Raw genomic sequence first — 24,071 nt, forward strand, 5'->3', positions numbered from 1 at the left:
TTGGCTACTTCGATATGCCAAAAATCCTTTATTTATGAGCTTATTCGTTTGTGCAATTCTTCACTAGCAAACAAACCGTCTCAACGGTACTACCAGATTCCCACAAAAAACTACAGTTCTGCTACACATATTTTATAAAACAATTTTCCAAGATTCGTTTTATTTATCATCTTTTTAGAATAAGAAAATTCAAATCCATCCACGGTTTTACGATTTAGATTTTTCTGATTTTTATAGAAATTAGTCTGTATGATACTATCATATACCTTTTCATTGGTATAATAATCATCAGCAGGAACAGAAATCAAATTCTGTTTGGCTAAATTATCAATTGATACACCAACTAATTCTTGCGATGCAATATTGATATCCGTAACATTTGTAATAATTGTTCTAAAGTGTCCTTCTTTATTCTTCATAACCAAATTAATCATTGGATTTATTTCCCTCTCCATAATTTTCTTAAATATAAGAGCATCAAGAGGTGATATCTGCTTAATTATTTCGACAAAAGATGGATGTACTAATTCCTTCGTTTCAATGTACATTGATTTTGCCAAAAGATTTGCATATAAGTTTCGCAATTCTTCACTATTCATGCTGTATGCAATAGCCTGTATAGCTGGAACGGCAACATATGACTCTGGTGATATAATTTTTTCATATTCTACTTTTTCTAGTTTTTGAGCCAATAGTTTTTTTGTTTCAGCAACATTGTATTCCTTTTGTGCAATCCATTGTCTAAGTGGTGCCAATGCTGCATTAATGGTTTGCGGAATTAATGCAAGTACTTTTCCAGATTCTTTAGTTGCATCCTTTAAACCATCATCATATACCTCTGGTACTTTGTCTATTGCCTTTCCCATTCCTTGTGCTAATTTATCCAATCCGTCCATTTAATCATTTTCCTTTCCCTTTTATCTTTTGCTGTCATTGATCACCAAAACAGCTTTCTATACACATTGCTGATTTTTCTTATCGCTCTATTCTTCTCATTAATCACTTTCCTAATTGTGGCAGATTGTTTAAACTTACCGTTTCCAGCGTCTGCAACTGCTGTACTGCTAACTGCCGAAGTAATTCCATTCGCTCTTTTTGGTTCTTCCCTTGATTAATCAGAACAGCATTATAACTTTCCAAATTTGCAAGCACCAACAACTGATTTAGAGTTGCCACATCCCGCATATTCCCTTTTGCTGCTGGATTTTCATCTTTCCACTGTTTCGCTGTCTTACCAAACAAAACAACATTCAACATATCCGCTTCATTGGCATAGGTATATGCCACCTGTGCAGGTGTTAATTCTGGTGGAATCAAATTATCCTTAATTGCATCTGTATGTATCCTGTAATTTAGTTTAGATATTTCTCTGTTTAAGTTCCAATTCAAAGATAACCGGCTATTCTCATCTGCCTTTAATCTCCTGTAATCCTTCATGATATATAACTGGAATTCTGGAGAAATCCACGTTGCAAAAGACATGGCAATATCACTATGAGCATACGTTCCGCCATAACGTCCCGCTTTTGATACAATACCAATCGCATTCGTAGTTTCTATCCATTTCTTTGGTGACATTGTAAATGCATTTGCTCCTGCCTGCTTTCTAAACCCCTCGAATTCGAGGGGGTTAAAATCTGGATTGTGCAGTCTTTCCCATAATCCCAAAAATTCTATTACATCTCTATTTCTCATCCAATTTTGTATAACCGCTGTTGGGTCATCACTTTTATATCGAGCGATATCTGTCAATGAAATAAATTCATTTTCAAAGTCCTGCGTATAAATTCTGATATCTATCCCATTGGCATGAATCGTTTCTTTTATTACCTTTCCCATTGTACCTCCTACAACCATGTCCAATATTTTCTTCTTGTTACTAACATCTTACTTAAAGTCTTTTACTTCTTACTTTCATCTTCCCACATCTCCCGATACGCTTCAATATAAAATTTGATGCATCTCGGGTAAACATATAAATATCTTCTACACGCCTTTTTATACAGCCCCAATATTTTTTTCATCCCATGCAAAATCCAGTAAACAATCTAGAATATGTGACAGTTCATCTTCTGATACTTTTCTGCTACACACATCTTCAACCAATGGCAAATAGACACCATACGCTTCTTGATAAAGTTTACTGATTTTCTCCGCAATCTGATATGTACTTTCTTCCATCAAATCACCTCAAAATATTTAAGAGCATCCTTTATTGCCTCCACTTTCTCTTTCGGTGGATGCTTTCTCGGTTGGTTCAATTCTTCAACAGCATTAGAGGCATCATACATTGTCAGCCCCAGAGACCTTTTTACTTCTGCGATATATGCAGTATGTACCTTGAATCCATATTTCTTCTCAACATACTCCTGTATCATTTTATATGTAATTTTCGGTTTCGGGTGATACTTTTTCGCCCGTTCTGCAATCGCATCCAACGATATCTTATCATCGCTTTCTCCAAATTCCACCTTTACGTTTATAACACTATCCGGTGACTTGTGGGACAAAAGTACCACCGTCTCCACGTGGCTTGACTGGATAGGCTGAATGTCTTCGTCGATTTTACGAGCAAGGGAACATATCCACAGCCTTTTCCGTGTTTTAGCCGTTTGTGGGAACATATCTATAATTCAACTCTTTTTCGGCAACTTAAAGTCGAATTTTCCACCTAATGCAGCCGTGCCAATTCCTACCGCAGTAAGCACAACAAAACTTGCTGCACCAAGAACTTTCCAGTTAAACTCTTTCTTTTCCGTATCCTTCTTATCGGCCATACGAGCCATTTCCATCTCGTGTTCACGAATTTCGGTATCCTTTTTATCTACAGCATTAAAAATTTCCATCTGACGGTCCAGTATATCCTTTTGCTGTTCCGGTGTTAAATTTGGATTATCGAGGCACTTGCTTAAATCCGCACGAACCTTGTCTGCATACTCTATAAATTCTTTTCTGCTGTCAGATGCATTGTCTACTTCTTTGCTTATAATTCCATAGACCTGATTTGTACTTTCATCGTCACTCGCAACAATCTTTTCCAAAATATCTTTATATTCGGCCATCGTGGATTGTATGAGTTTTGCCAGTTCAGGGAACTGTGCGATTACTTGCTGAGCAACTTCCGGACGCAACTCATTTAGTTTTGACGCATAGCTCAACACATCATTTTTTGATAAATTTCTAAAGTCTGTTCTTTCCATAAGAGAGAGAATTTGTTTTTCGTTGCTTGTATATTCCATTCTTCCTTCTCCTTAATTTAATTTATCTGGTGGGTCGAAATCCTCATCCGCACACTTACGAATGATTCGCTTTGTTTTCTCAATAGGTAGTGGAACATTTTCTTCACTGAAATATTCGATGTTTACTACCTCTACAACCGCCTCATGGTTGTCCTTGCCTGCGGGTACAAGCACGAAATCACCGATTTCAATGCTATCATCCTCGGTCAGATAATAATAACTCTTATATCCTTCATCAAAGGTAACGCTGCAAAAGATGTATTCCGACTTGCGGCGTTTTGCTTTGCCGTAGACCGATGGGTCAAGAATTTCTCCCAAACCATAGAAACGAATGAAATCAAACACTGTTTCCGCAAAATCCGAAAAGTCCTCTGGCAGACCATTTTTATCGTAACTGCCCATGATGGTACGGGGCGGATTTTTCTTATACTCAATTGTTATGGTATAATCTTTCGTTTCGTTTGGTGTGTCTATCACATCATCGGGATTTCCTTCAGTGCGAGTAAACAAGTCCTCTGCATCGAAATTTTCAAGCAGGCTCTCAATTCCGCCTTCAATTTCATACTTACGAGAAACTTTACATCCGGTACCGATATTCTGAATATGCTCCAATGTTTCCGTGGTTCTATCGATAATCAGCCGCTCGGTATAATCCCAGGTTACAAATTCCCAATCTGCGTCTTCCGGTTTCTGACCGGGTTTTATTTTTGTGACCCTGTGGTAATCCAGCGTGATTTTATTTATCATGTCCGGTTTGCAATTTCCATCAAAAACATACAAATCATCCATACCAACAGTATCACGGACAAGGTCTGATAAATCTGTGCCTTCATAATCAAATTCAGCACACAGAGAACCTCTGAATTTATATGTGATACCTTCGGTGTTGGTTAGTTCCATGACCCAATCACCAATATCCGTTGCAAAAATTTCTGTATATTCGTTGCTAAAATAAGCTGCTATTGCTCCAAACAAATTGTCTGCTGCCGACTTATCAATTTTGAAGTTCTTACTTCTGGCTTTCTCGTATCGTTCTCCACCGTAGCCATAATTATATCCCGAAAACCAAACACGCCCTTCATTATTGATTGTCAGATGCTGTTCCACCTCTTCATCCGGCTCCGGCATAGGACCGTAGCAGATATTATTTGATACGATACGCATCTTCTTTAGTGTGCCTTGGAATATAAAAGGGTTCTCCCCAGACAGCAATGCCAGCCTGCTTAATGCCAGGATAAACCATGCACGGTTTTGCGGCTCCAAGATTTCTGCACCTGTGTATGCCCAATGATTGAAATAGCGCCATTGAGAATAGATTGCAGAACCAAGCAAGGGAATATCGGTCACATCATCAATAATCCTGTCTAAAGCCTCATGATTGTTTGCGGCGTTGCCATATTTCTCTGAAAAGGCATGACCACAGTCCATCTCAAAACCAAGTGTATCGCAATCGTCGGCCATATAGTGGTCAACAAGTTCTATGTAGTTGATGTTTTGGTCTCTGAACTTATCACACCATTTCACAGCGAAATCGTGTATCTGTTTCATATCAGCCACTGTGGTACACCTCCTATCTGTTTACTTCTACTTTTATCCAAGCAACTGACGAATCTTAGCAGTCAGCAGTTCTTTACGCTTTTCATAGAACTCTTCAAAGTTCTCCAGTTCAAGAGAAACATCATCCGGGATAAGTGCCTCTTTACGGAACATTGCTCTCTGTTCGTCATTCATATCGTTGTAGTAATCTACAAGGCGCATAGCATTTTTACTGCCGTTACTTCTGCCTTCCAGCAACTGAAGATTCGGCAGGCGATTTCGGTTGCCACGCCATCTACGCCAATCCTCCATTGAAACGCTGATAGGCTTAGTACTGTCAAACCTATCATACGGATGAAGATGGTCTTGCTCGTATTTAAAGGTTTTGTTTATCCAGTCGATACCCAAGAAGTAAAGAGCCTCGCCAGCAACACGGCTACCTTTTTCAGAATTTATAATGTCATCGATTTTACCATCTGTTACACGCAGGTCATTCATCTGCTCAAGCATATCAATAGTGATTTCGTATTCGTTATTATTGATGTTGCTCTTCATCTGCTGCAGTTTACTTGTTGTGCCAGATTGGAAATATGTAAACAGAACGGCTCTAATCAAATATGCCTTGATACCGTCAAGATTATTTGCATAGTCGGGATTGTAGTATATGAAATAAATGATAGGCAAAAGCACGTTCCAGCTACTTGCGAAACGGCTAACCTCGATTTTCATACCCTTAAGCACAGTTTCAAGATTTTTCAACGCCTTCTTGAAGTCCTGCCAGTTGTTCTTGAGGTCTTCTGCAATCTGCTTATTGATATTAGACTTAATAACATCACCATAGAGCATAAGAGCAGAACGGACAATAAAATCCGAACCGAACCCCTCGTATGAGTCAACCAGAAGTCTTCCGAATTCTGTTTTGGCGTTAGGCCAATATGCCTCCAAAATAGACATAGTTATTTCGTGCTTTTTAAGAGCCTTACCACCGCTATTAAAACGGACGAACATTTCCAAAGCATCGTCCTGGTTCATATTTTGGATTTCTGTATATCGAATCAACTTTTCTACAAAAATCTTGTTGTATAGTTTATTAAGAATACCACGAGCATAATCCTTGCTGTCAGCAGGAACATTCACTATAGCCGCCTCTATGGCTTGTTCTCTTGTGGTTTCATCCTGGAATTTACTACCGAGAATTTCCTTGATTTCGAACTGCGTAGGACTTAATTTGCCCACCTTCTCGGTGAATTTTATATCATATTTTTTACTGTTGTACTCTTCTTCATCAACGGTGAGCTTATGCTTGTTCAATTCAATTACAAGTTTAACCACCGTACCACCAACTGCTGTCCTTCTCGCATATTTTTGTTTCACATATGCTTGACCGAGAAGTGACAAGAAGAGAGATGTAAGACGCTGCTGCCCATCTAACACAGCAGTATCGGTTATTTTCACATTAATGTTGCTTAATTCGTAGTTCACGCTAACAGCCTGTTTTCTACTATCGAAACTTACCTCGGATAGGAAGTTGCAGAAATATGTATCCCAACTGACATTATCATCGTCCACGTGCCAGAACAGGAATGTAGCGATCGGGTAATCCAAAAGAATGGAGTCCCACAGTTTTTCAATCTGCTCCATATTCCACACATACTGTCTTTGGAACGCCGGCATAACATATTTGCCGTTTTTTATATTTTCCAAAGCCTCATAAATAGTGATGCTATTATCTATCAAAACGCTCATCGTTATGCCTCCTCGATATAAAAGCTATTTTTATATTTCATAAGGGTTTCTTCTACTTCGTCCCAAATCCAAACCCTCTCACCATCGTCCTCAAAAACTTTACCGTGCGATTTAGGACCATCTAATTTCATCTGAGAGTAGTTATTCTTGAAAGTAGGAACGTATAAATCTGGGCGTTCTTTATCACTACATAAACGCTCCATCATATTCAAAGTAGCCTCTCCTGCAATGTCTACAGACATAAAATATGCTTTTATGATTTTATGGTTATATTGGTTAGGTTTCAATGCCCACATAGGTATACGCTGCACAGCCTTGCCATAAAAATCTTTTTCATCAGTGTCTATTGGTCTTGTTACCTTTGGTGTATATTCCTTTGATGCACTCTCAAAAGTCTTAGCTATATACCAACGAAGGCACGATTCTGCAGCCTCGTCTGATGTTTCACCGGAAAGATTAAGTGCCATATTAAATTTATCATATACATCTGCATCTACATTAAATGAAATGTTCTTCTTCATCAAATTGCCTCCGTTCACATAAAATAATACATCATAAATTATACTACAAATTAGTAATTTTGTCAATACTAACAGACTAATTCACAAGCATCAACCATAAAAACACCTCGGTATCTGTACATTCTGATACCGAGGTTCGTTACTTTATGCCGTATTATCTTCTTACATCTACGCTTGTGCCTGATTTGAACTCCACTGTGACCTTTTCTTCGTAGACCGTTATTTTCTCAATCAGCCTGCGAACCAACTGCTCATCGTATTCGGTGATTTCCTGTGTCTGCTCCGAAAGGAACTGCTGCATCTCACTGATTCGCTGTTTCATCCCTTCACGCTCGGCATTGTCTACCAACGCATTCTGCTTTATTTCTCGAAGGTGGTAAATCTCATCTGCGATGCTGTCATAGTTGCCTTTGGCGTTGACCACCTTTAGAAGTTCTTTCTGTAGCTGCTCTAAACGGCTGTCAATCTCATCAAGTGGAATGCCATCTGCTCCGGTAAGCACTGCCTCTACATTTTTCTGTAAGGTTTCGTTCATGGTTTCTTTTTTGCCAAGTGCCAGGTTTATGGCTCTGACCGTGAGGTTTTGAAGTTCCGACTCTTGAATGGTATCTGCATCGCAGGCTCCCGGACCGTGTTCCACCCTGGTGCAGCAACGCCATACGATGGAATGTTTACCCCTGTTGTTCCATGCAATTCTACGGTAAATATCTCCGCATTTGGAACAGTACACGATGCTGGAAAGTGCGTACTTGCTGCTATACACACGCTTTTTCCTGTCTTGTCCGCTGTGGAGGTTGGCTCGTCTAATCATTTCTTCTTGCACCTGCATATAAAGGTCACGGGGGATAATGGCTTCGTGGCTGTTTTCCACATAATACTGTGGCACCAAGCCATTATTTGGCACACGTTTCTTTTCAAGGAAATCCACCGTGTAAGTCTTCTGAAGAAGTGCATCACCGATATACTTTTCATTCTTGAGGATTTTCTGCAAGGTTTCCGGTCGCCATTTCTTTTTTCCGGCACCCGTAAGAATACCGTCAGCCTCCAAGCCTCTGCCAATCTGCTGCAAACTTGCGCCCTCAAGGTATTCTCTGTAAATGCGTTTGACCACTACCGCTTCATCGGGTTCAACAATCAGCTGCCCCTTTTCATCCTTGGTAAATCCAAGGAAACGGTTGTGGTTTACGGTCATTTGCCCCTGTTGGTATCGATACTGAAATCCCAACTTCACGTTCTGGGAGAGGGACTGGCTTTCCTGCTGTGCAAGGCTCGCCATAATGGTAAGCAGAACCTCGCCCTTGGCATCCATCGTATTAATGTTTTCCTTCTCGAAATATACAGGGATGTTCTTTTCTTTAAGCTGTCGGATGTATTTAAGGCAATCCAGTGTATTTCGGGCAAATCGGCTGATGGACTTGGTAATTATCATATCAATTCTTCCTGCCATAGCCTCATCAATCATGCGATTGAACTCCTCACGCTTTTTGGTGTTCGTGCCTGTTATACCATCGTCAGCAAATATTCCGGCAAACTCCCATTCAGGGTTCTTTTTAATAAAATCGGTGTAATGCTCCACCTGAGCCTCATAACTGGTGGCTTGTTCATCACTGTCCGTGGAAACACGACAGTATGCAGCAACTTTCAGCTTCGGCTTTTCTTCTTTGTTTACGGTATTGCCGACACGTCTTCGTGCCGGAATCACTGTTATATTCTTAGTTACCTCCATTCATTTCCACCTCGCTTTCTATCAAACTGTAGACGTATTCTGCCTGTCTGAATGGATTTTCAAATTGTTGTATCTGCTTTCCCATCGTAAAATGCAGGGGTGCAGAGGGCGTTTCCTTAACCTTTAATTCTCTGACCCTGCCAAGCTGATTTGCTCTGGATTGACGTTCCTCTTCCGCCTTATCGAACAGTTCCTGATCTATAATGGCAGGATAATAATCATCACCAAGGTAATGGGTATTTCGTAGCATTCGCCCGGCACTACCGTGGAATATCTTCAAGCCTACCGTTTCGGCAGCCACTTTCAGTGCTTTGCCGGAAATATACTCTTTAAAGAAGGTTCTGACTTGCTCTGCCTGAATTTCATCCACCACAGCCTTGCCGTCCTCTATGCGATATCCGTAGGGAATATGTGCTGTCATTTACATCACCAACCTTTCCGTTAAATTCAGACCGCTTTTCAAGTGGAACACAATCCGTTCCCTTGTTTCCACTGTAATGCTATCCACAAAGGCGAGGAACGTTTCATCCGAAAACTCTGTCAGCATCTCACCCTTTGAGGTAAAAGCCATCAATTTTTGCAGTTCCTTGATTTTGACCTTATCTCCGCCTACGGAATTCATCAACTGCTCCTTTTCCTGTCGCAGCTGTTGTTCTTCCACCACAAGGGCATTATTCTCTTTATTGAAAACTGCAGCTTCCAAGAACCCTGCTGCCATCAGGCTTGTAAGAGTCTGCTTTCGGTCAGTATTCTCCTCCATGCGGTTTTCCAGTTCTTGTATTCGGAGCAGCCTGTCCTTATCGTCCATACCACGTAGTGTTCGCAGGAGTGGTTTCAGCACGGCATTGTGACCATAGACCAGCTTGTTTATCAAGGTAAGGAAAGCCAGTTTAATGCCCTCATCGGAAATGTAGAGCATAGAGCAATTCTCTTTGCTTTCCAGGTGTGTTCCGCAAGTCCAAGCCACATAATCTCCACTCGGTTTGTAATGCTGCCTACGCTTGAAAGTGGCACCGCATTCTCCACACTTGATTTTGCCGGAGAAACAATATCTGTTCTGATATCTGTAAGTGTCAGTGCCGTTGCCTTTTTCCATCGCCCTTTGGTCGAGAACTGCACGAACCCTGTCAAAATCCTCGTGGCTGATAATCGGCTCATGATGGTTTTGACAAAGGAAACGGTCACGCTCGCCGTAATTGATGTGGCGATTAAAGCTGCTGTCACTGTAGGTTTTTTGAAAAATCACATCGCCCGTATACTTCTCGTTAGTAAGAATGGCGTTTACGGCTCCCGCACCCCACTTGCCATTCTTTTTGGTTTTTAGTCCTCTGGCATTCAGTTCCTTGGCAATGGCGTGTGTACCTTTTCCCGCAAGACAGGCTGCAAAAATCTCTCTTACCACTTCTGCCTGTTCCGGCACAATGACCATCGTGCCGTTATCGTTGTCATATCCGTAGGGTGGATAGGCAATGATGAAAGTGCCGTTCTGAAAGCGTCTTTGAACCGACCATTTGCTGTTTTCGGAAATGGACACCGATTCGCTTTCCGCCAGACTGCTCAAGATGGAAAGCATCAATTCACTCTCCATCGAACCTGTGTTGATATTCTCTTTTTCAAAGAAAATGGAAATGCCCAGGTCTGTCAGTTTTCGCACCATCTCCAGGCAGTCTGTAGTATTACGGGCAAAACGACTGATAGACTTGGTTATGATGAACTCAATCTTCCCATCCTCGCAGCCTGCAATCATGGAAAGAAGTCCGGCACGGACATCCTTCTTCGTGCCCGTGATACCCTCGTCATAGTAAAGACCCACATACTCCCATTCATCGTTGGAACGGATGTAACTTTCGTAATGGGCCTTTTGTGCATCAAGGCTGATAAGCTGCTCGTCACTTGCCGTAGATACACGGCAGTAGGCAGCCACTTTTAATTTTTTCTTTTGAATCAGGGGTTCGTTTGCCCCGATTTTTGTTATCCTTTTCATCAACTCACCTCGCTTTTTGGGTAGTGACATATTCCCGTACTATTGCGGAAATATCAAGTCATTTAGCCCATAATCTCCGCCAGAAAAGGGGAGAAAGTTTTGCGATTATAAGCCGATATTTTGTGGAATTCATCCACAGAAATCATGCCGAACATAAACATGGTTTCAAGCATCTGCTGTGCCCTGTAATAGTCAAATTCACGCTGCAATTCTTCCTGTGTGATTTCGTGTGCCACGGCATTGGGTATCTTAAAATTCTCAATTTGTCTTACTTCCATATCAATTCCTCCAATCTGGGGGAACGGTGGAAATGTTCCCCTCTGCCTATAAGCGAAAAGACCGGATAAATCGAACCCCCAAACGGGCAAAAAAATAATGCCCTCCAAGGAAAAATCCCCAAAGGGCATCATCTTAGTTTGGAATCTTGAGTTTCCAACCGCTGTAAATCACGTTGGAAGTCAGTCCGTTCAGTTTTTTGATTTCAGTGTATCTGCTGCCTTTTCCGAGATACTGCACGGCAATATCCCAAAGGGTATCTCCCTTGACCACCGTGTGAACACGATAATCCGGCTCTGCCGTGCTGTCCGCAGGATAAATGGCAGTGCCGTCATTGGCAAAAACAAAAGTGCCGGGGTTCTTATCTGCCGTCGCCTTCGCATTGGAGAGAATACGATAAGCGCCCACCTGGGACTTGCTGTCCTTCCAGGTCTTACGCACACGGTAATAACCTGTGGTCAGCTTTTCTGGATAAGTCACCGTAGGTCCTGCAGGAGTTTCGTCTTTCTCCTCATCGGCTGTCGCCAGGAGTGCCTTGACCTCTGCACGGAAGGTATCCATGCTCTTGCCATGCTTTGGAAACCAGTGCATCACATCACCGTGGTTGGATGCAACGCCCTGTTTGTATCCTTCGGAGTGGCAGATGATGTTCTGCTCGGTCAAGCCGTACTCCTTGCAGAGATAGGCACAAAGTTCAACGGCCTCACGGTACACCTTCTTGAAGTAGGCATAATCCGTAAGACCGTCCTCGCAGATTTCAAATCCGATATGTGTGTTGTTTGCACTGCCCCCGGCGTGCCATCCACGGTGATTCCAAGGGAGCGTTTGGTAAGTGGCAATCGTGCCATCAGCCAACTTGCCGATGAAAGCATGAACGCAGACCTCTCTACCGCCGGGATGGTAAGTATTCCAGTGATTGCCGTACTGGTTCTTGCCAAGCAGACCATCATCGGGTCCTACATAACGCTTGAGGTTCGGGTTATTTGCACCCATGGAATGAACCATGATGCCTTTAACCGTGATTTTTCTGCCTGCCTTGTAGCAGGCGTTTTCCGTTAAAATAAGTTTGCGTAAATTCATGTTATTTGCCCTCGCTTTCCTTATTATCGCGGTCATGGAGCTGCTCCAGAATATCCTTCATCTTCTCCGGAATTGGCAAACCAAGGTGGGATGCGTTTTCCAAAAGGCTCACGCCCTCGTTGGAGAGATAGAAGAAAATAACCGCCGTTCTCAGTACGCTGCCGTCGCCGATGACATTGGCATCCAAGACGTGTGCGATTCCTACCATCGCAAAAATCAACACTTTTCGACAAATGCCCTTAAACCCGACCGAACTGGAGAGGTTCTTGTCCACAACAGCACACATGACTCCCGTGATGTAATCCACAACCACGAAAATAATCAATGCATAAAGCAGACCGTCAAACCCGCCAAGAAACCAGCCGAGCCAACCACCAATGGCGGCAAAAATGATTTGAATGGTGTTCCATAAATCCTTCATAGTAAAATCCTCGCTTTCATAAATTTTTTGATATACAAAAAGGGCGTCCACCACATGGCAGATACCCTTAAAGCCGTTATTCAGTTTGCTTGGGCAGCCACTCCCAGACTCGCATATCTTCCTGTCCAAGGGACCACATACACATCCCTCGAAGTTTCCATCGGTATGCTGCCTGGTTCGCCCAATAGATCAGGCTGTCCACATCCTGGTAATACAGAATGGAAAAGCCGTCCGAATCCCCAAGGAACAATCGTGAAATCCAAATGTTGATGTCCCTTGGGATGATTTTTGCCGTGTAATCATTCCCGCACTCAAGTGGCATGATGTGGGAATGGTAGAACTCATAGTCCAAGGAGATGCTTTCGCTTCTGGTAGAGGATTCCTCCACATCGGAAGTCAGCGTGAATACCTGGAACTCCTCATCCCAAGTGCAGTTGCTACGCTCAATCCTGCCGAAGGTAGTCTCCGTACCGTCCGGCATCACCACATCGAACCTCTCATACGGCTCATATGTCCAGGCATCACCCAGACGGAGCAATTGGCAGTTGATTTGGTTATCGGAACGGATGCCCGCATAACCGCCGCCACTGCTGACCGTTGCCGTGAATCTGAGCGTATTGGATGCGGAGGAATAAACACGCACCTTATTTCCACGCTTACGCATCTCAATGGTATAGACATTGGGATTGGTACGCAGGTCTGCTTTTGCTGTTTTGGAAAAATCCGTAGCGTAGCTACCTTTCAGCGTTGACCCCTCATACAGTTCAATGCATTGGCTGTCATAATTGAAACAGCAGAACAGCGAACCGAGGAACACACCCGCTTTGCCGCCACCATCTTCCGGGAAGATAATCTGCGCCCTCAAATGAATATCGGAAAAGCCGTTGTAGTTCCACGCAAGCTGACCGTAACCCTCAAGCTGTGAATAAGGTCGGCTCGTATCACCATAGGGCAAATCCTCCTGCCACACATCCCACTCTCCGGAGAGAACCGTCCAGTAGCTTTCGGGGATTTTCTGTTCATCACGGAAGTCCTCATACCAAACAAGTGCCGAGTCAGGCTTTCTGCGTAGCATCTCAAGGGTCAGCTTGAAGCCTGTGGCAGGACCCACCATATCACCGTTTACATCCTTGAACTTTCTCGGAGCAAGGGTGTATTCCGCTTGCCCTGCGGTCGGCTCCTCGGAGAAGTTAGTGCAAACCCTAAAGCCATAGAACTGAACACCGTTGACGCCAACTGAAATGGTCAGTGTATGCTCTCCGGCAGAAAGGCTCACACCCTTGGCAAGCGTAGTCCAGAAGGTAGTTCTCCAATACGACCACCAAAGCCTGTCCTCGGAGAAATGTACTGTGCTGCCATCCAACGATGCGTAGATGCTGTTTTTATCCCAAAACGGATAACAAAGGCGAATGGCAACATCGTAGATGCCTTCTTCATCAATGGTGAACTTATAGGTGGCAGAACCCTCATCACCCAAAGTGACCAGGGTTTCAGACACAGAAACCACGCCGGAATAACTGTCCGGCTCGGCATTGTGGTCGATAATAATATCTCCGAACTCCGTCTTTTGCTGTTTAGCATAAGCCGTCAGATACCTTCTTCGGTTGTAGGTTTCCGACATCTGCGGATATTCCTTGTAAACGGCATCTCTGCCTTCCATATAGTCATACACATGAGGCAATGCCCATGGTCCCATATCGTAGTCATCCCAATAGGAAACGATAGGGATGAAAGGCTGCGGAGGTGCATCGTCCGTAAAGTTATACAGACCTTGCATCCAGTATTTCGCAGCGTAATAGGTGTGGGATGTACCACGATAATACTTACCGAGGTTCTCCGGGGTATCGTAAATCTGCCAGTTCCATCCGTAGGCAGGCATACCAAGGAACACCTTGTCGGGGTTCATTACCTTGGTGGCATAATCGTAAATGCCCTCAAGCCAACTCCTCGGAGAAACAGGACCCGGAGCAGAACCCGACCAAGCCATACCGTAACTCATGATGGATGCAGTATCGCAATATTTATCCAGATCACCATATACGCACCAGTTCTCGCCACCGACCGAGCCGTTGACAGAAGTCATACCGGGAAGACAAATGTTCATCTCCTTGGTGGAGTCATAGGCTTTGACTGTTTCGTAGATGTGCTTGAACATTGCCGTAGACGCTTCGTGGGTGGAATAGCCATCTCCTTTTTCAAGGTCGATATCCACGCCGCTGCACCACGGGTATTTCTCCATGATACGGACAAGTTCCGAGCAGAAGGTGTCCTGTGCACCATCTGTGTTATCACGCAGAGCCTTGAAGATGCTGTTCGCACCGTCATTGGCAACGGTGAGTAGCCAACGGATATGTGGCCACTTATTGATATAGGTCAGCATATTGCTGATTGCCACACCGCTTTCGGTAATCGTTCCGGTCTTATCCACCTTGAAGGAAAACAGACCAATGGTGTCGATACGGTCACCGTAATCGCGGAGAGCCTCATACATTCTGGAATTTCCCATGAAAGTCCACACCATGATGCGTTTGCCTTTTAATTTATCCCTCAAATCGACACACCCCCATCCGTCATCTGCTGCAACTCAAAAAGCACCCTGGCAGACTTACCGTCCTCCAAGGTAACTTTGTGCTTGGAATCCCAAGCGGCACTGTATTGATAAAAACCCTCTTTCGGCTCGGTCACACCATTCCTGGTGCATTCACGCACCGAAGCAAGCAGAGCCAAATCATCCTCCGCAGACAGAGCATTGGGGAATGTTACTCTTTGACCGCCCACACCCTGGGCAAGCTGTACCGAGCCTGCCGCCATATCGGATTTCGGATAGATATGGACATCCAAGCCGCCGGAGGTATCTCCCACATTGCAGATAATGACTGTTTCTTTGGAACGAACCACACCGTTGAACCATACCTTGGTATCTTCCTTAAGTCGACTCTCAGTATGTGGCACATAGCCTGTCAGTGCCGGTCCCTCTTGCAGTTGCAGGTCGGTAAACCAAATCGTGCCGGAGCAGTTGGTGACGGTAGGTTTCACCGTAACGCTCATGACACGCATATCCTGCTTTTTATTTATGACCTCTGCAAGACGGATGAATACAGGATTAGCCATCCAGCACCCACTTCATCTCGCAGGGATGACCTACCCATCCCGTGGCTACAGAACCGGGCTGCAGCAAGAGGTCTGTGATATATAAAGTGCCTGTGCAGTCTGTAACGCACACACGCACCGTAATGGATTTTACTTTGGAGAAGTAGCTTTCCGGCGTAATCTTCTCCGAGGTTTTAGAAAAATAAGCCATAAGCACCTCCATCAGTACAAATCAATAAATCTCGTTTCTATACTGCCGTCCTCATATTCAATGACCACCTCAATGCCGACCTGGGCATCATCGGATAGTTTCTTTAAGTCATCTGAGGCAATCTGCGCCGACAGTGTATAACTGCTGCGGTTGGACGGATACACGGTCTGAGCAAGACTCAAGGTCATACCCTCCACACCCACAGCCTTAAAGGATGCTGTGCCGGATGCACCGTTTTCTCCGTCAGCCTCAAAACCGGAACTGACCCAATAAGCAAGACCGTCATCGGCACGGGAGTTTCGCAGATGATTGAACGGCACCAGTTCACGGATATCGTTGTTGGATACCATTCCTGTGCCTTCCAACGCATCAGCAATGGTATCAATGGAACTGACCGAACTGCCGAGGTTTTTGAGCGTAGTGGAAAGTTCCAACACGGTATTCCAAGGCTCCTGCAGGTTATATTCACGGCGCACGATACGGGTGGTAACAGAAAGTCCCAAATCCTTATCTTCCACACGGACATAATCGCCAAGATTCCAGGCTTCATGCTCATATCCTGTCAGCACGGACAAGTCCATCGCATTCAGCACATAGGAAACGGAAGGCTTGCAGTATTCCGCAAGGCGCATAGCCGTGTATTCCTTCATCTGATATGGATTGGTAAAGGAAGAACAATCCAGGGTGGTGATACGCACTTCCTTGGAATAGGTGAAATCCTCAAGGTAAGGCTTGCCGCCGTTAATGTCGGCAAAGGTCATACCGTTAGCACCGACCGCATAAAGCCTTGTTACAAGGGAGCGGGTGTCCACCACACGTTCGATGCTTTTCATGTTCTTCTTGTATGCAAACAAAGCACCGCTGTCTTTACCGTTTACTGTCAGCAGATGCACCAGTCGGTTCGGACAGTCAAAAACAAGGTCACCGCCGTGGAGGTTGGCAACGCTGCGGAGGATGGACAGAGCGTTCTTTTCTGTGGAAGTCCAGGTACGCTTTGAGGTAACATTGACCGTTCCCACACTCCACTCGGTATCTGCAAGGGCATACGCCATCGCAACATCTGCCGTTTCCGCATCAAACTTCTTTTCTTCCTTACGAACAGAAAAGGTCAAATCGTAGAACTCCGCTTCGGCATAAATCTGCGTGACGGTGTTTCCGGTGCTGTCCTTCACATCGGTAACGGTACGGATTTTATACACATCATCTACGATCTGGATTTTCTTCTCGTTTTCCAGGTACTTTCGTTTACTGTCACGGAACGGAATGGAAAAGGTCAGCGTGTCTTCGCCATTGATTTCGCCCGTAACGATGATGTCATAGGCATTCTCCAAAATGGCCTCCCACGCACCGTTATCATCAAGCACCACAGGACGTGCATAACCGATTTTCTTATAAGGAGCCTTTGGAATGTCATAAAGGCGGATGTCCACCAACTTCGGTGTTTTGCTTGTATCCGTAGTGGTCAGTGTGACCTTGAAACGGATATAATTTCGGTTCGGAGATTGCAGCTTGCCGTCCATTCCCACAGCTACCCAATCACTCCAATCGGTGAGGTCATCACTGGTGGATGTTTCCACCGAAGCCACAGCCGTTGTGCCTGCCACATACTCACTTGTGTAGGACACCTTGCCTGTGCCGGAGAGGTTGCATTCTGCCGCCTTGGTATAAAGGACACCGCTTTCCGGGTAGACACCATCTGTAGCTTTCAGCGTTACACCGCTTGCATCGGTAAGGGCATCCACATCAGCGGAACTGTCAGCACCGTTGCAGAGAATGGTGGCGTTGAAATAATCCACCAAATCATCTGCGGTAAGTTGAGAGTCGCAGTCCAGGAACCATTCATCAAAACCACCTGCGTAATAATAGGTGTCGGCGTGCATACCGATAACCAGATCCGCTGTGCAGAATGCATTCAGCGTTCCCGTAAAGGTCAGCACCTCGGACTTCCAAACCACTCCTGCAGAACGGTCGCCCACAACATAAGTGAACTGCTTGTTATTCGGCTCAATGACCCCTGCGATAAAATACCACTTACCGTTCTGCAAAGAAAAAGACGGTGTAACGGTCTTATCCAAAATCAAGCTACCGGAGGAATTATAGAGCATAATTCTCGGCTTACCGGAATACAGGGACAGATAGAAAATCGGCTGTCCAGGGCCATAACGGGTATTGAATATCGGGCAGAAAGTGTTACCGACAGAATAGGTGGTCGGACACATCCAGCCGCCCACGATGATACGCTCACCGAGGTTTGCGAAAATACTGCCGTCATTGGTCACCTGCAGGTGAGTTTTCTCTGTGGTCGGATTATTGATATTAAAACGAATCTGTCTGCCTTTCGGACTGTTTGAAAGGTTGGCTGTTGTACCACTCCAGTTCACAACAGTAAAATTTCTGCCATAACCGGAGGAATCAGCAAGAGCCGTATCTTCATCCGGTGCAGATTCATTGAAACGCCAAAGACCGGAGGCGGCATAATCCGCAGGAAACTCTCCTGTGAAATCCGTCTGCTTGTTCAGTATCATTTTCAGAGCCATGCCGTCACCTCCATCTGCTCTTGGCTTGTATCTGTAGTTCCGTCAGTGTAGCATTATTCACTTCCACCGTGACGGTATTATCTCCGACAGCAAGGGTCGGAAAGTTCAATTCCTGTAAATATGGCAGACCGTTTCGGAGTGTCTCGCCGTTTTCATCCACCACATAAGCGGTCATTTTATCCGTATCCACAACAAGAGTTTCTCCCTCTGACAGCGTTGCGTTTACGATTTTCAGTTCCATGCCGTTTGTGGTAATGCTGATATAATTGCTTGCCCCGGCGGTCACCACACCGCTGATACGATAGACGGGCAACGACTCAATATTGCCAATGGCACGGGTCACGGTGTGAGTGCCTTCTGCCGTGATGGAGAAAGTTTCATCCGTGATGGCATAACCGAAAGGGTCTGGACAGAAGAACTTCAAATCAAAAGACCCTGCCGAGCGGATTAGCCTTTCACAGTCCACCGCATCGTTAAGCCTTGCCATGAAGTATCTGTCCGGCACATCATCAAAAATAAGCTGGCGCAACCCCTGCACAGGGTCAAGCCATGCTGCGATATCGTCCAAGGCAGATACCAATGCCGTAAAATTGTGTTTCGGGTAAATGTTGCAGTGGACATTGATTTCACGATAGTCAAAATCTGCGCCGGAATCCGCCACACCGTATTTACCCGGCACGGTGGTGGTAAAATTACGCATCTTACCACACACCTGCCAGGAAGTCAGGCGGGCTTTGATGCCCATGCTGCTCGACGTAATATCATTAAAAATAAAACCCATAGGTCAAAACCCTCCTTTATGCCGTAGTGAAGTGCCCCTGTGCACGGGAGCCACTCTGAATCAAATTGTAAAGTTCCTGGGAAATCTTGCGGATATCTTCTTCGCTTCGGACAATCATCTGCTGAATGGTAATCAGCGCACTGCCACCGAATCCTGTGCCGGATACCGTGTCATTGCGATTGACCGTGCCATTCACACTAAAGTCCGCAGGAAGTGCCGTGGTCATATCATCTGCAAGGCTGTGCATCACATCGTTGATGTCCTTGCTCATGCCTTCAGCGGCGGCAACCGCATCCTTGCCATTGGTATTGATGGAGCCTGCCAGACCTTCCACAAGCATTTCACCAATCCATGCCATCTCATCCGAAGGCGAGTGAATGCCGAAGAAATCGCAGATACCATCCCAAATGGAAGAAATCCAAGAGGATACCTTGTTCCAAAGCCAGGATGCCAAAGACTGGATACCCTGCCACAAGCCACGGACAAGGTTTGCACCCACGCTTGCAAGCTGCGATACACCCTTTCCAAAAGCAGAAACCAAGCCGGACAGAATCTGCGGTACGGCTTTCACGATTTCCACGATAATGGTCGGCAGGTTCTTAATGAGTGATACAAAGAGCGTTACACCTGCCTGTACGATTTGCGGAATGCTGTTTATAAGAGCATTTACCACAGAACCGATAATCTCCGGAATTGCCGCCACAATGGTTGTGATGATTTCCGGCAGTGCCTGGATAAGGGCAACGAGCAGGTCGATACCCGCCTGGATAATCTGCGGAATGGAGCCAAGCACGGCTGTGATGATACCCTCAATAATCTGAGGGATTGCCTCCACGATAGCCACGATGATTTCCGGCAATGCAGATACCAGGGATGTCAAAAGCTGAATGCCTGCGTCTATGATTTGAGGAATCGCACCAAGGACAAATTCCACGATTGCCAAAATAATGGACGGCAGAGCCTCAATCAGTACCGGAATTGCCGCAAGAAGTCCCTGTGCCAATCCCATGACAAGCTGAAGTGCTGCATCCAAAATCAACGGCAGATTTTCAATCAGTGTTTGTACCACTGTTGTTAAAATCTCAATGATGGTCGGAATCAACTCCGGAAGTGCCGTTGCAATGCCGGAGGCCAGTGTGGCAATTACCTGCATGGCTGCCTCTGCAAGCTGTGGCAACAGACTAAGCAGACCGTTTACCAATTCAAGGACAATCATGACCGCCGCCTCTGCCAAGGTAGGCAGTGCCGACACGATACCGTCAAGCAAGGTAACGATGATATCCACTCCTGCCTGAAGCAGTGTCGGAAGGCTCGTTAATATGGCTTGACCTATCATCGGAATGATAGTGGAAAGCTGTGTGAGAAGAACATCCACGATGCCCCTCATACCTTCTGCAAAGGTTTCTGCCGAGCCTGCTGTTCCTTCCAGAACGCCCTGCAGTCCTTCTCCCATCATGGCAACAAAGGGAATCATCTCATTCAGCACATCTGCTGCCATAAATTTAAGCGTGGTCATAATCGGCTCTGCTATCGCACCAAGCTGTGCATAGGCATCGGTCAGTTCTGCCTGGGCGCGTCTTGCGTCCATCACATCGCCGTTTAGTTCCTTGTAATTTTCAGCGGCATCTTCATACAGACCGTTTAAGGTTTTTGTAATCAGTGCTGCTCGTTCCTGTTCGGAATTACACGCATCAAGGGATGCCTGGAATTCATCCTCCGATGTACCCGCCCAATTGAGTGCATCGGCAAGGACACCCGTAAGCTGTCCGGTCTTTGCCGTTTCATTGGCAGCCTCCGTCAAGCCTTCAATGGGCAAGCTGTCACCGAAGGTTGCCCATACGCCTGCGGCAATATCTGTCCACTGCGTCAGCTCCTCTTCGGTTTCACACAGTTTTGCAAGGTGGTTGACCGCCTCAACACTTCGGTCTTCCTCTCCCAAAATGGAATAAAAGTCCGTGTAGGCATTGCCTGCCTGTTCCGCCGTAAAGCCTGCGGTAGTAAACGCAGCATCCAGTTTTGCCTGGTCTTCACGGTATTCCCGTGTGGATTCCGCCAAATCAAGAAAACTCTTTGTCAGTCCTGCAAGGGCAGCACCCGCCGCCGCAACGGAAGCACCAATGGCAACACCAAGACCCTTTACTACAGAACCGACCTTATCCAATTTGGAAGATGCGTCATCCGCATCCTTGGCAGTGCCCTCCATCTCATCACCGAAATTGTCAGCCTGCCTTGCTGCCTGCTGCATCTCATCTCCGAGTTCATCGATGGCTTTTTCATTCTGCTCCAGTTCACGCTCCATATTGTTAAGGGCGGCTGTCGCATTATTAAGCTGAATCTGCCAGTTCTGTGTCCTGCGGTCATTTTCTCCGAAGAACTCGGAGGCATTGGCAAGAGCAGAACGGAGTGTTTCGATTTTCTGTTTCTGTGCCTCGATTTCCTTATTCAGCACCTTGTTTCTTGCCGTAAGAGCTTCTACGGAACTGTCGTTTTTATCAAACTGCGACTGAACGACTTTCATTTCCGAGCCGAGAACCTTGAAGGACTGATTGATTTCGGACAGTGCCTTCTTGAATTCTTTCTCGCCCTCAAGACCGATTTTTAAGCCAAAATCATCTGCCACTTCAAACCACCTCCCTCATCAGATTCCGACAGGAATAATGTCATCAATGAAATATTCCCTTACAGGCTTCGCAAGCCCGTTATACTGTTTGTGGCACTCCCATAAATCCAGGAGCAGACCAAACGGCATCAGCCACACCTCATCCTGGGTCAGATGCAGGTGGGCGATGCCGTAATATAAAAGTCGAGTAAATAACTCATCGTCACTTACTCGACCACTGCGTTTTTTGAGTCAGCCTCACTGACCACATTTCTTTTGGTGCCCTTATACAAAGCATCGGTAATGGCGGTCTTGTAATCTGCCAGATCAAGAGGTGTGGTCAGAAGTTCCACCATCTCCTCTGTAAGGACATCCTTCTTGTTTTCCTTGTTCTTCAGATTGTGGACAAGGATGGACTGATTGGCAAGCAAGGTAATCAGCCACACGATTTCGCCGATAGCCATCTCGAAGTTCTCGGATTTCATCAGCTTATCGCCAAGGTTCTCAAGACCGCCATAGCGTCCTGCGATTTCCTTGGTTGCCCGGGTAGTGAGAAGCAAAGTATACTCGTCACCGCCAATATTGATATTTGCAGAGCGTTCTTTATCCATGTGTCATATCCTCCTTATTCCGCGGCCTCGGTAGCGTAGGAAGGTTCATACACTTCCTGATACCAGTTCGTGATAACATCCGCTGCAACAGCAGAATCTCCCTCTGTAACCTCTGCCTTCCAAGGGTGCTTGTTCTGACCGTCCACCTTGTTACGGCGGAGAATCGTACCCTCGATGGTAGGCGTACTGAAAGTGATGCTGTCACCCTTGGTGGCAAGGTTTGTGGCAGGGATACCGAACTTCACACGGTAAAGCCAGTAATACTTGTACTTGCCGTTGGATTTCTTGGCACGGAAACCCACAGCCACAGGCTCACCGCCGTCCTCACTTGTGGAAACCACAACGCCGTTTGCATCGATGGTAGCGCCTGTAAGGTCAGATGCCGTAGAAGCACCGATATCGTCCACACCCAGGGAAAGAGTGCCGGCCTTAAATTCCTTCACGATTTCCGATGCACCGTCATCGGCATAAAGGGTTGCTTCTGCAAGTTCCACCGACAAATCGGCGGTCATTGCCTTTGCCAACTGTACCGGAGATGCATAGGTTTCGTTTCCGTTCTCGTCTTCGGTGATTTTGGCATAATACAGTTTGTCAAGACCAATAGTAGCCATTGATTATTCCTCCATTTCATAATGTTTTGCCACATCCACGTTGTAATGGAAGTAGCCTGTTTCTGTTTCATAACCGATGTATCTTCGGTCAGTTATGGTAAAATCCGCACCAAGCATGGCACGGACGATTGCGTTTTTCTCTTTGGTATAGCTGCCTTTGGCATACAGGGAAATTCGTGCCTCCTGGATATCGCATCCGGGAGCGTTATCCGAATGAAGTGCAAAGCTGTCTGCCATCGGCACGATTACGATATATTTCTCCGGCGCATCATCCTTAAAGACACCCGTTTCAAGCGGGATGCCCAAAGGCTCCAGAGCCGTATTGATATCTGAAAGTACGCTCACAGCTTTCTGACCTCCTCTTCAAATTTATCCTGCATGGCACTGATACAGGCAGCACGGGATGCTGTTTTTGCGGGTTTCATAAAAGGTTTGGCAGGCTGACCGTGTTTGCCGTATTCGATGATATTGGCGAGTTTTGCGTTGCTGATGCCATCACGGCGGGGTTCTGCAAAGCCAACCTTGATGTTGTGATTGCCGTTCTTATCCATCTTCACAGAGGACAGACCAAGCGCCGACTCCAGTTCCCCCGTGGAACGGGACTCATATTTTGTACCGTTTCCGATTACGGAAGAAAGATTGCTCTGTGCCTTGGCAAGAACAATCTCGCCTCCGGCTTCAAGCATCTTTTCTGCCACGGGGTCAAAATTAGAGCCGAGCCGTGAAACACGTTGCAAAAACTCCTCTGGCATTTTAATATCCACTTTAGCCACTGGTCGCCACCACCTTTTTCGCAAGCACCTCCGTATACATCCCTCTGCCTTTCACATCTTCAACGGATGTGATTTCAAAGCGTCCGTCCTCACATACCAAAATATGGTCTGTGGTAATGGCAAGACCGGGAATGCATCGGAATCGGAACAGGTCGGTTGCCTCGGAGAACGCAGCGAGGTTTGCCCACCGTTCACTGCCGTGGCGACCTTCTCTGTACACACGGACAGATGCGAGGATTTCATCCGCCGTAGTGGTGAAACCCTCGCTGTCCTTAATGCGTTTTGTAATGACAATATCAGCAAAGCCGTTCATTTTTCCGAAACTCATG

At 45.6% G+C, this 24,071-nt stretch carries 25 protein-coding genes; all 25 read right to left on the reverse strand.

Annotated elements, in window-relative coordinates; all coding sequences use genetic code 11:
• Positions 1–110: 110 nt before the first annotated feature.
• A complete protein-coding gene (locus tag C1712_RS01060) occupies positions 111–896 on the reverse strand; it encodes a DUF4393 domain-containing protein (protein WP_102266018.1) in 786 nt (261 codons plus the stop codon).
• Positions 897–999: 103 nt separating this feature from the next.
• A complete protein-coding gene (locus tag C1712_RS01065; protein WP_102266020.1) occupies positions 1,000–1,839 on the reverse strand; it encodes a KilA-N domain-containing protein in 840 nt (279 codons plus the stop codon).
• Positions 1,840–1,998: 159 nt separating this feature from the next.
• Complete coding sequence (locus C1712_RS01070) at positions 1,999–2,181, reverse strand: hypothetical protein (RefSeq protein ID WP_245858023.1); 183 nt, start codon at positions 2,179–2,181, stop codon at positions 1,999–2,001.
• Positions 2,181–2,471, reverse strand: coding sequence for a hypothetical protein (locus C1712_RS01075; protein WP_245858024.1), 291 nt, complete (start codon positions 2,469–2,471; stop codon positions 2,181–2,183). Before C1712_RS01075 ends, C1712_RS01070 begins: the two co-directional genes overlap by 1 nt.
• Before the next feature lie 162 nt (positions 2,472–2,633).
• A complete protein-coding gene (locus tag C1712_RS01080; RefSeq protein WP_102266022.1) occupies positions 2,634–3,239 on the reverse strand; it encodes a hypothetical protein in 606 nt (201 codons plus the stop codon).
• Positions 3,240–3,251: 12 nt separating this feature from the next.
• Entirely contained in the window at positions 3,252–4,787 is a 1,536-nt protein-coding gene (locus C1712_RS01085) for a hypothetical protein (protein ID WP_102266317.1), read from the reverse strand.
• A 42-nt stretch (positions 4,788–4,829) separates the two neighbouring features.
• Positions 4,830–6,521, reverse strand: coding sequence for a DUF262 domain-containing protein (locus C1712_RS01090; RefSeq protein ID WP_102266024.1), 1,692 nt, complete (start codon positions 6,519–6,521; stop codon positions 4,830–4,832).
• Positions 6,522–6,523: 2 nt separating this feature from the next.
• Complete coding sequence (locus C1712_RS01095) at positions 6,524–7,042, reverse strand: hypothetical protein (protein ID WP_102266026.1); 519 nt, start codon at positions 7,040–7,042, stop codon at positions 6,524–6,526.
• A gap of 154 nt (positions 7,043–7,196) precedes the next feature.
• Entirely contained in the window at positions 7,197–8,768 is a 1,572-nt protein-coding gene (locus tag C1712_RS01100; RefSeq protein ID WP_102266028.1) for a recombinase family protein, read from the reverse strand.
• Positions 8,755–9,189: a recombinase gene (locus C1712_RS01105; protein WP_102266030.1), complete on the reverse strand. Its 435-nt coding sequence runs from the start codon at positions 9,187–9,189 to the stop codon at positions 8,755–8,757. The genes C1712_RS01100 and C1712_RS01105 overlap by 14 nt, the downstream gene beginning before the upstream one ends.
• Positions 9,190–10,752: a recombinase family protein gene (locus tag C1712_RS01110; protein WP_102266032.1), complete on the reverse strand. Its 1,563-nt coding sequence runs from the start codon at positions 10,750–10,752 to the stop codon at positions 9,190–9,192. It lies immediately after the preceding gene.
• 62 nt (positions 10,753–10,814) lie between these two features.
• The gene (locus C1712_RS01115) at positions 10,815–11,030 is read right to left on the reverse strand and encodes an SHOCT domain-containing protein (RefSeq protein ID WP_102266034.1); all 216 of its coding nucleotides are present in this window, start codon (positions 11,028–11,030) and stop codon (positions 10,815–10,817) included.
• 133 nt (positions 11,031–11,163) lie between these two features.
• The gene (locus C1712_RS01120; protein ID WP_102266036.1) at positions 11,164–12,108 is read right to left on the reverse strand and encodes an N-acetylmuramoyl-L-alanine amidase; all 945 of its coding nucleotides are present in this window, start codon (positions 12,106–12,108) and stop codon (positions 11,164–11,166) included.
• Position 12,109: 1 nt separating this feature from the next.
• Positions 12,110–12,658, reverse strand: a complete 549-nt coding sequence (locus C1712_RS01125; protein WP_425435987.1) for a phage holin family protein — start codon at positions 12,656–12,658, stop codon at positions 12,110–12,112.
• A complete protein-coding gene (locus tag C1712_RS01130) occupies positions 12,606–15,080 on the reverse strand; it encodes a glycosyl hydrolase family 18 protein (RefSeq protein ID WP_245858025.1) in 2,475 nt (824 codons plus the stop codon). Before C1712_RS01130 ends, C1712_RS01125 begins: the two co-directional genes overlap by 53 nt.
• The gene (locus tag C1712_RS01135) at positions 15,077–15,640 is read right to left on the reverse strand and encodes a hypothetical protein (RefSeq protein WP_102266038.1); all 564 of its coding nucleotides are present in this window, start codon (positions 15,638–15,640) and stop codon (positions 15,077–15,079) included. The genes C1712_RS01130 and C1712_RS01135 overlap by 4 nt, the downstream gene beginning before the upstream one ends.
• Positions 15,633–15,830, reverse strand: a complete 198-nt coding sequence (locus C1712_RS01140) for a hypothetical protein (RefSeq protein WP_102266040.1) — start codon at positions 15,828–15,830, stop codon at positions 15,633–15,635. Before C1712_RS01140 ends, C1712_RS01135 begins: the two co-directional genes overlap by 8 nt.
• Positions 15,831–15,841: 11 nt before the next feature.
• Positions 15,842–18,367, reverse strand: coding sequence for a phage tail spike protein (locus tag C1712_RS01145; protein ID WP_102266042.1), 2,526 nt, complete (start codon positions 18,365–18,367; stop codon positions 15,842–15,844).
• Between the two features lie 4 nt (positions 18,368–18,371).
• Complete coding sequence (locus C1712_RS01150) at positions 18,372–19,148, reverse strand: distal tail protein Dit (RefSeq protein WP_102266044.1); 777 nt, start codon at positions 19,146–19,148, stop codon at positions 18,372–18,374.
• 16 nt (positions 19,149–19,164) lie between these two features.
• Positions 19,165–21,768 (reverse strand): phage tail protein, encoded by a 2,604-nt coding sequence (locus tag C1712_RS01155; RefSeq protein ID WP_102266045.1) that lies wholly within the window; start codon positions 21,766–21,768, stop codon positions 19,165–19,167.
• Positions 21,769–21,974: 206 nt separating this feature from the next.
• Positions 21,975–22,358 (reverse strand): hypothetical protein, encoded by a 384-nt coding sequence (locus C1712_RS01160; protein WP_102266047.1) that lies wholly within the window; start codon positions 22,356–22,358, stop codon positions 21,975–21,977.
• A 14-nt stretch (positions 22,359–22,372) separates the two neighbouring features.
• Positions 22,373–22,969, reverse strand: coding sequence for a major tail protein (locus tag C1712_RS01165; protein ID WP_102266049.1), 597 nt, complete (start codon positions 22,967–22,969; stop codon positions 22,373–22,375).
• Positions 22,970–22,972: 3 nt separating this feature from the next.
• Positions 22,973–23,314: a hypothetical protein gene (locus C1712_RS01170; protein WP_102266051.1), complete on the reverse strand. Its 342-nt coding sequence runs from the start codon at positions 23,312–23,314 to the stop codon at positions 22,973–22,975.
• Entirely contained in the window at positions 23,311–23,742 is a 432-nt protein-coding gene (locus tag C1712_RS01175; protein ID WP_102266053.1) for an HK97-gp10 family putative phage morphogenesis protein, read from the reverse strand. The genes C1712_RS01170 and C1712_RS01175 overlap by 4 nt, the downstream gene beginning before the upstream one ends.
• Positions 23,735–24,070: a head-tail adaptor protein gene (locus C1712_RS01180; RefSeq protein ID WP_102266055.1), complete on the reverse strand. Its 336-nt coding sequence runs from the start codon at positions 24,068–24,070 to the stop codon at positions 23,735–23,737. Before C1712_RS01180 ends, C1712_RS01175 begins: the two co-directional genes overlap by 8 nt.
• Position 24,071: the final 1 nt, after the last annotated feature.

The sequence above is a fragment of the Massilicoli timonensis genome, assembly GCF_900199515.1.
GTDB lineage: Bacteria > Bacillota_I > Bacilli_A > Erysipelotrichales > Erysipelotrichaceae > Massilicoli > Massilicoli timonensis.

Excerpts from the sequence above, each read along its gene's own strand:
- C1712_RS01060 (WP_102266018.1), bottom strand. The coding sequence starts at position 896 with ATGGACGGATTGGATAAATTAGCACAAGGAATGGGAAAGGCAATAGAC.
- C1712_RS01135 (WP_102266038.1), bottom strand. The coding sequence starts at position 15,640 with ATGGCTAATCCTGTATTCATCCGTCTTGCAGAGGTCATAAATAAAAAG.
- C1712_RS01180 (WP_102266055.1), bottom strand. The coding sequence starts at position 24,070 with ATGAGTTTCGGAAAAATGAACGGCTTTGCTGATATTGTCATTACAAAA.
- C1712_RS01080 (WP_102266022.1), bottom strand. The coding sequence starts at position 3,239 with ATGGAATATACAAGCAACGAAAAACAAATTCTCTCTCTTATGGAAAGA.
- C1712_RS01100 (WP_102266028.1), bottom strand. The coding sequence starts at position 8,768 with ATGGAGGTAACTAAGAATATAACAGTGATTCCGGCACGAAGACGTGTC.
- C1712_RS01145 (WP_102266042.1), bottom strand. The coding sequence starts at position 18,367 with ATGGCTCTGAAAATGATACTGAACAAGCAGACGGATTTCACAGGAGAG.
- C1712_RS01110 (WP_102266032.1), bottom strand. The coding sequence starts at position 10,752 with ATGAAAAGGATAACAAAAATCGGGGCAAACGAACCCCTGATTCAAAAG.
- C1712_RS01090 (WP_102266024.1), bottom strand. The coding sequence starts at position 6,521 with ATGAGCGTTTTGATAGATAATAGCATCACTATTTATGAGGCTTTGGAA.
- C1712_RS01120 (WP_102266036.1), bottom strand. The coding sequence starts at position 12,108 with ATGAATTTACGCAAACTTATTTTAACGGAAAACGCCTGCTACAAGGCA.
- C1712_RS01085 (WP_102266317.1), bottom strand. The coding sequence starts at position 4,787 with ATGAAACAGATACACGATTTCGCTGTGAAATGGTGTGATAAGTTCAGA.
- C1712_RS01150 (WP_102266044.1), bottom strand. The coding sequence starts at position 19,148 with ATGGGTTTTATTTTTAATGATATTACGTCGAGCAGCATGGGCATCAAA.
- C1712_RS01065 (WP_102266020.1), bottom strand. The coding sequence starts at position 1,839 with ATGGGAAAGGTAATAAAAGAAACGATTCATGCCAATGGGATAGATATC.
- C1712_RS01165 (WP_102266049.1), bottom strand. The coding sequence starts at position 22,969 with ATGGCTACTATTGGTCTTGACAAACTGTATTATGCCAAAATCACCGAA.
- C1712_RS01105 (WP_102266030.1), bottom strand. The coding sequence starts at position 9,189 with ATGACAGCACATATTCCCTACGGATATCGCATAGAGGACGGCAAGGCT.
- C1712_RS01070 (WP_245858023.1), bottom strand. The coding sequence starts at position 2,181 with ATGGAAGAAAGTACATATCAGATTGCGGAGAAAATCAGTAAACTTTAT.
- C1712_RS01115 (WP_102266034.1), bottom strand. The coding sequence starts at position 11,030 with ATGGAAGTAAGACAAATTGAGAATTTTAAGATACCCAATGCCGTGGCA.
- C1712_RS01140 (WP_102266040.1), bottom strand. The coding sequence starts at position 15,830 with ATGGCTTATTTTTCTAAAACCTCGGAGAAGATTACGCCGGAAAGCTAC.
- C1712_RS01160 (WP_102266047.1), bottom strand. The coding sequence starts at position 22,358 with ATGGATAAAGAACGCTCTGCAAATATCAATATTGGCGGTGACGAGTAT.
- C1712_RS01095 (WP_102266026.1), bottom strand. The coding sequence starts at position 7,042 with ATGAAGAAGAACATTTCATTTAATGTAGATGCAGATGTATATGATAAA.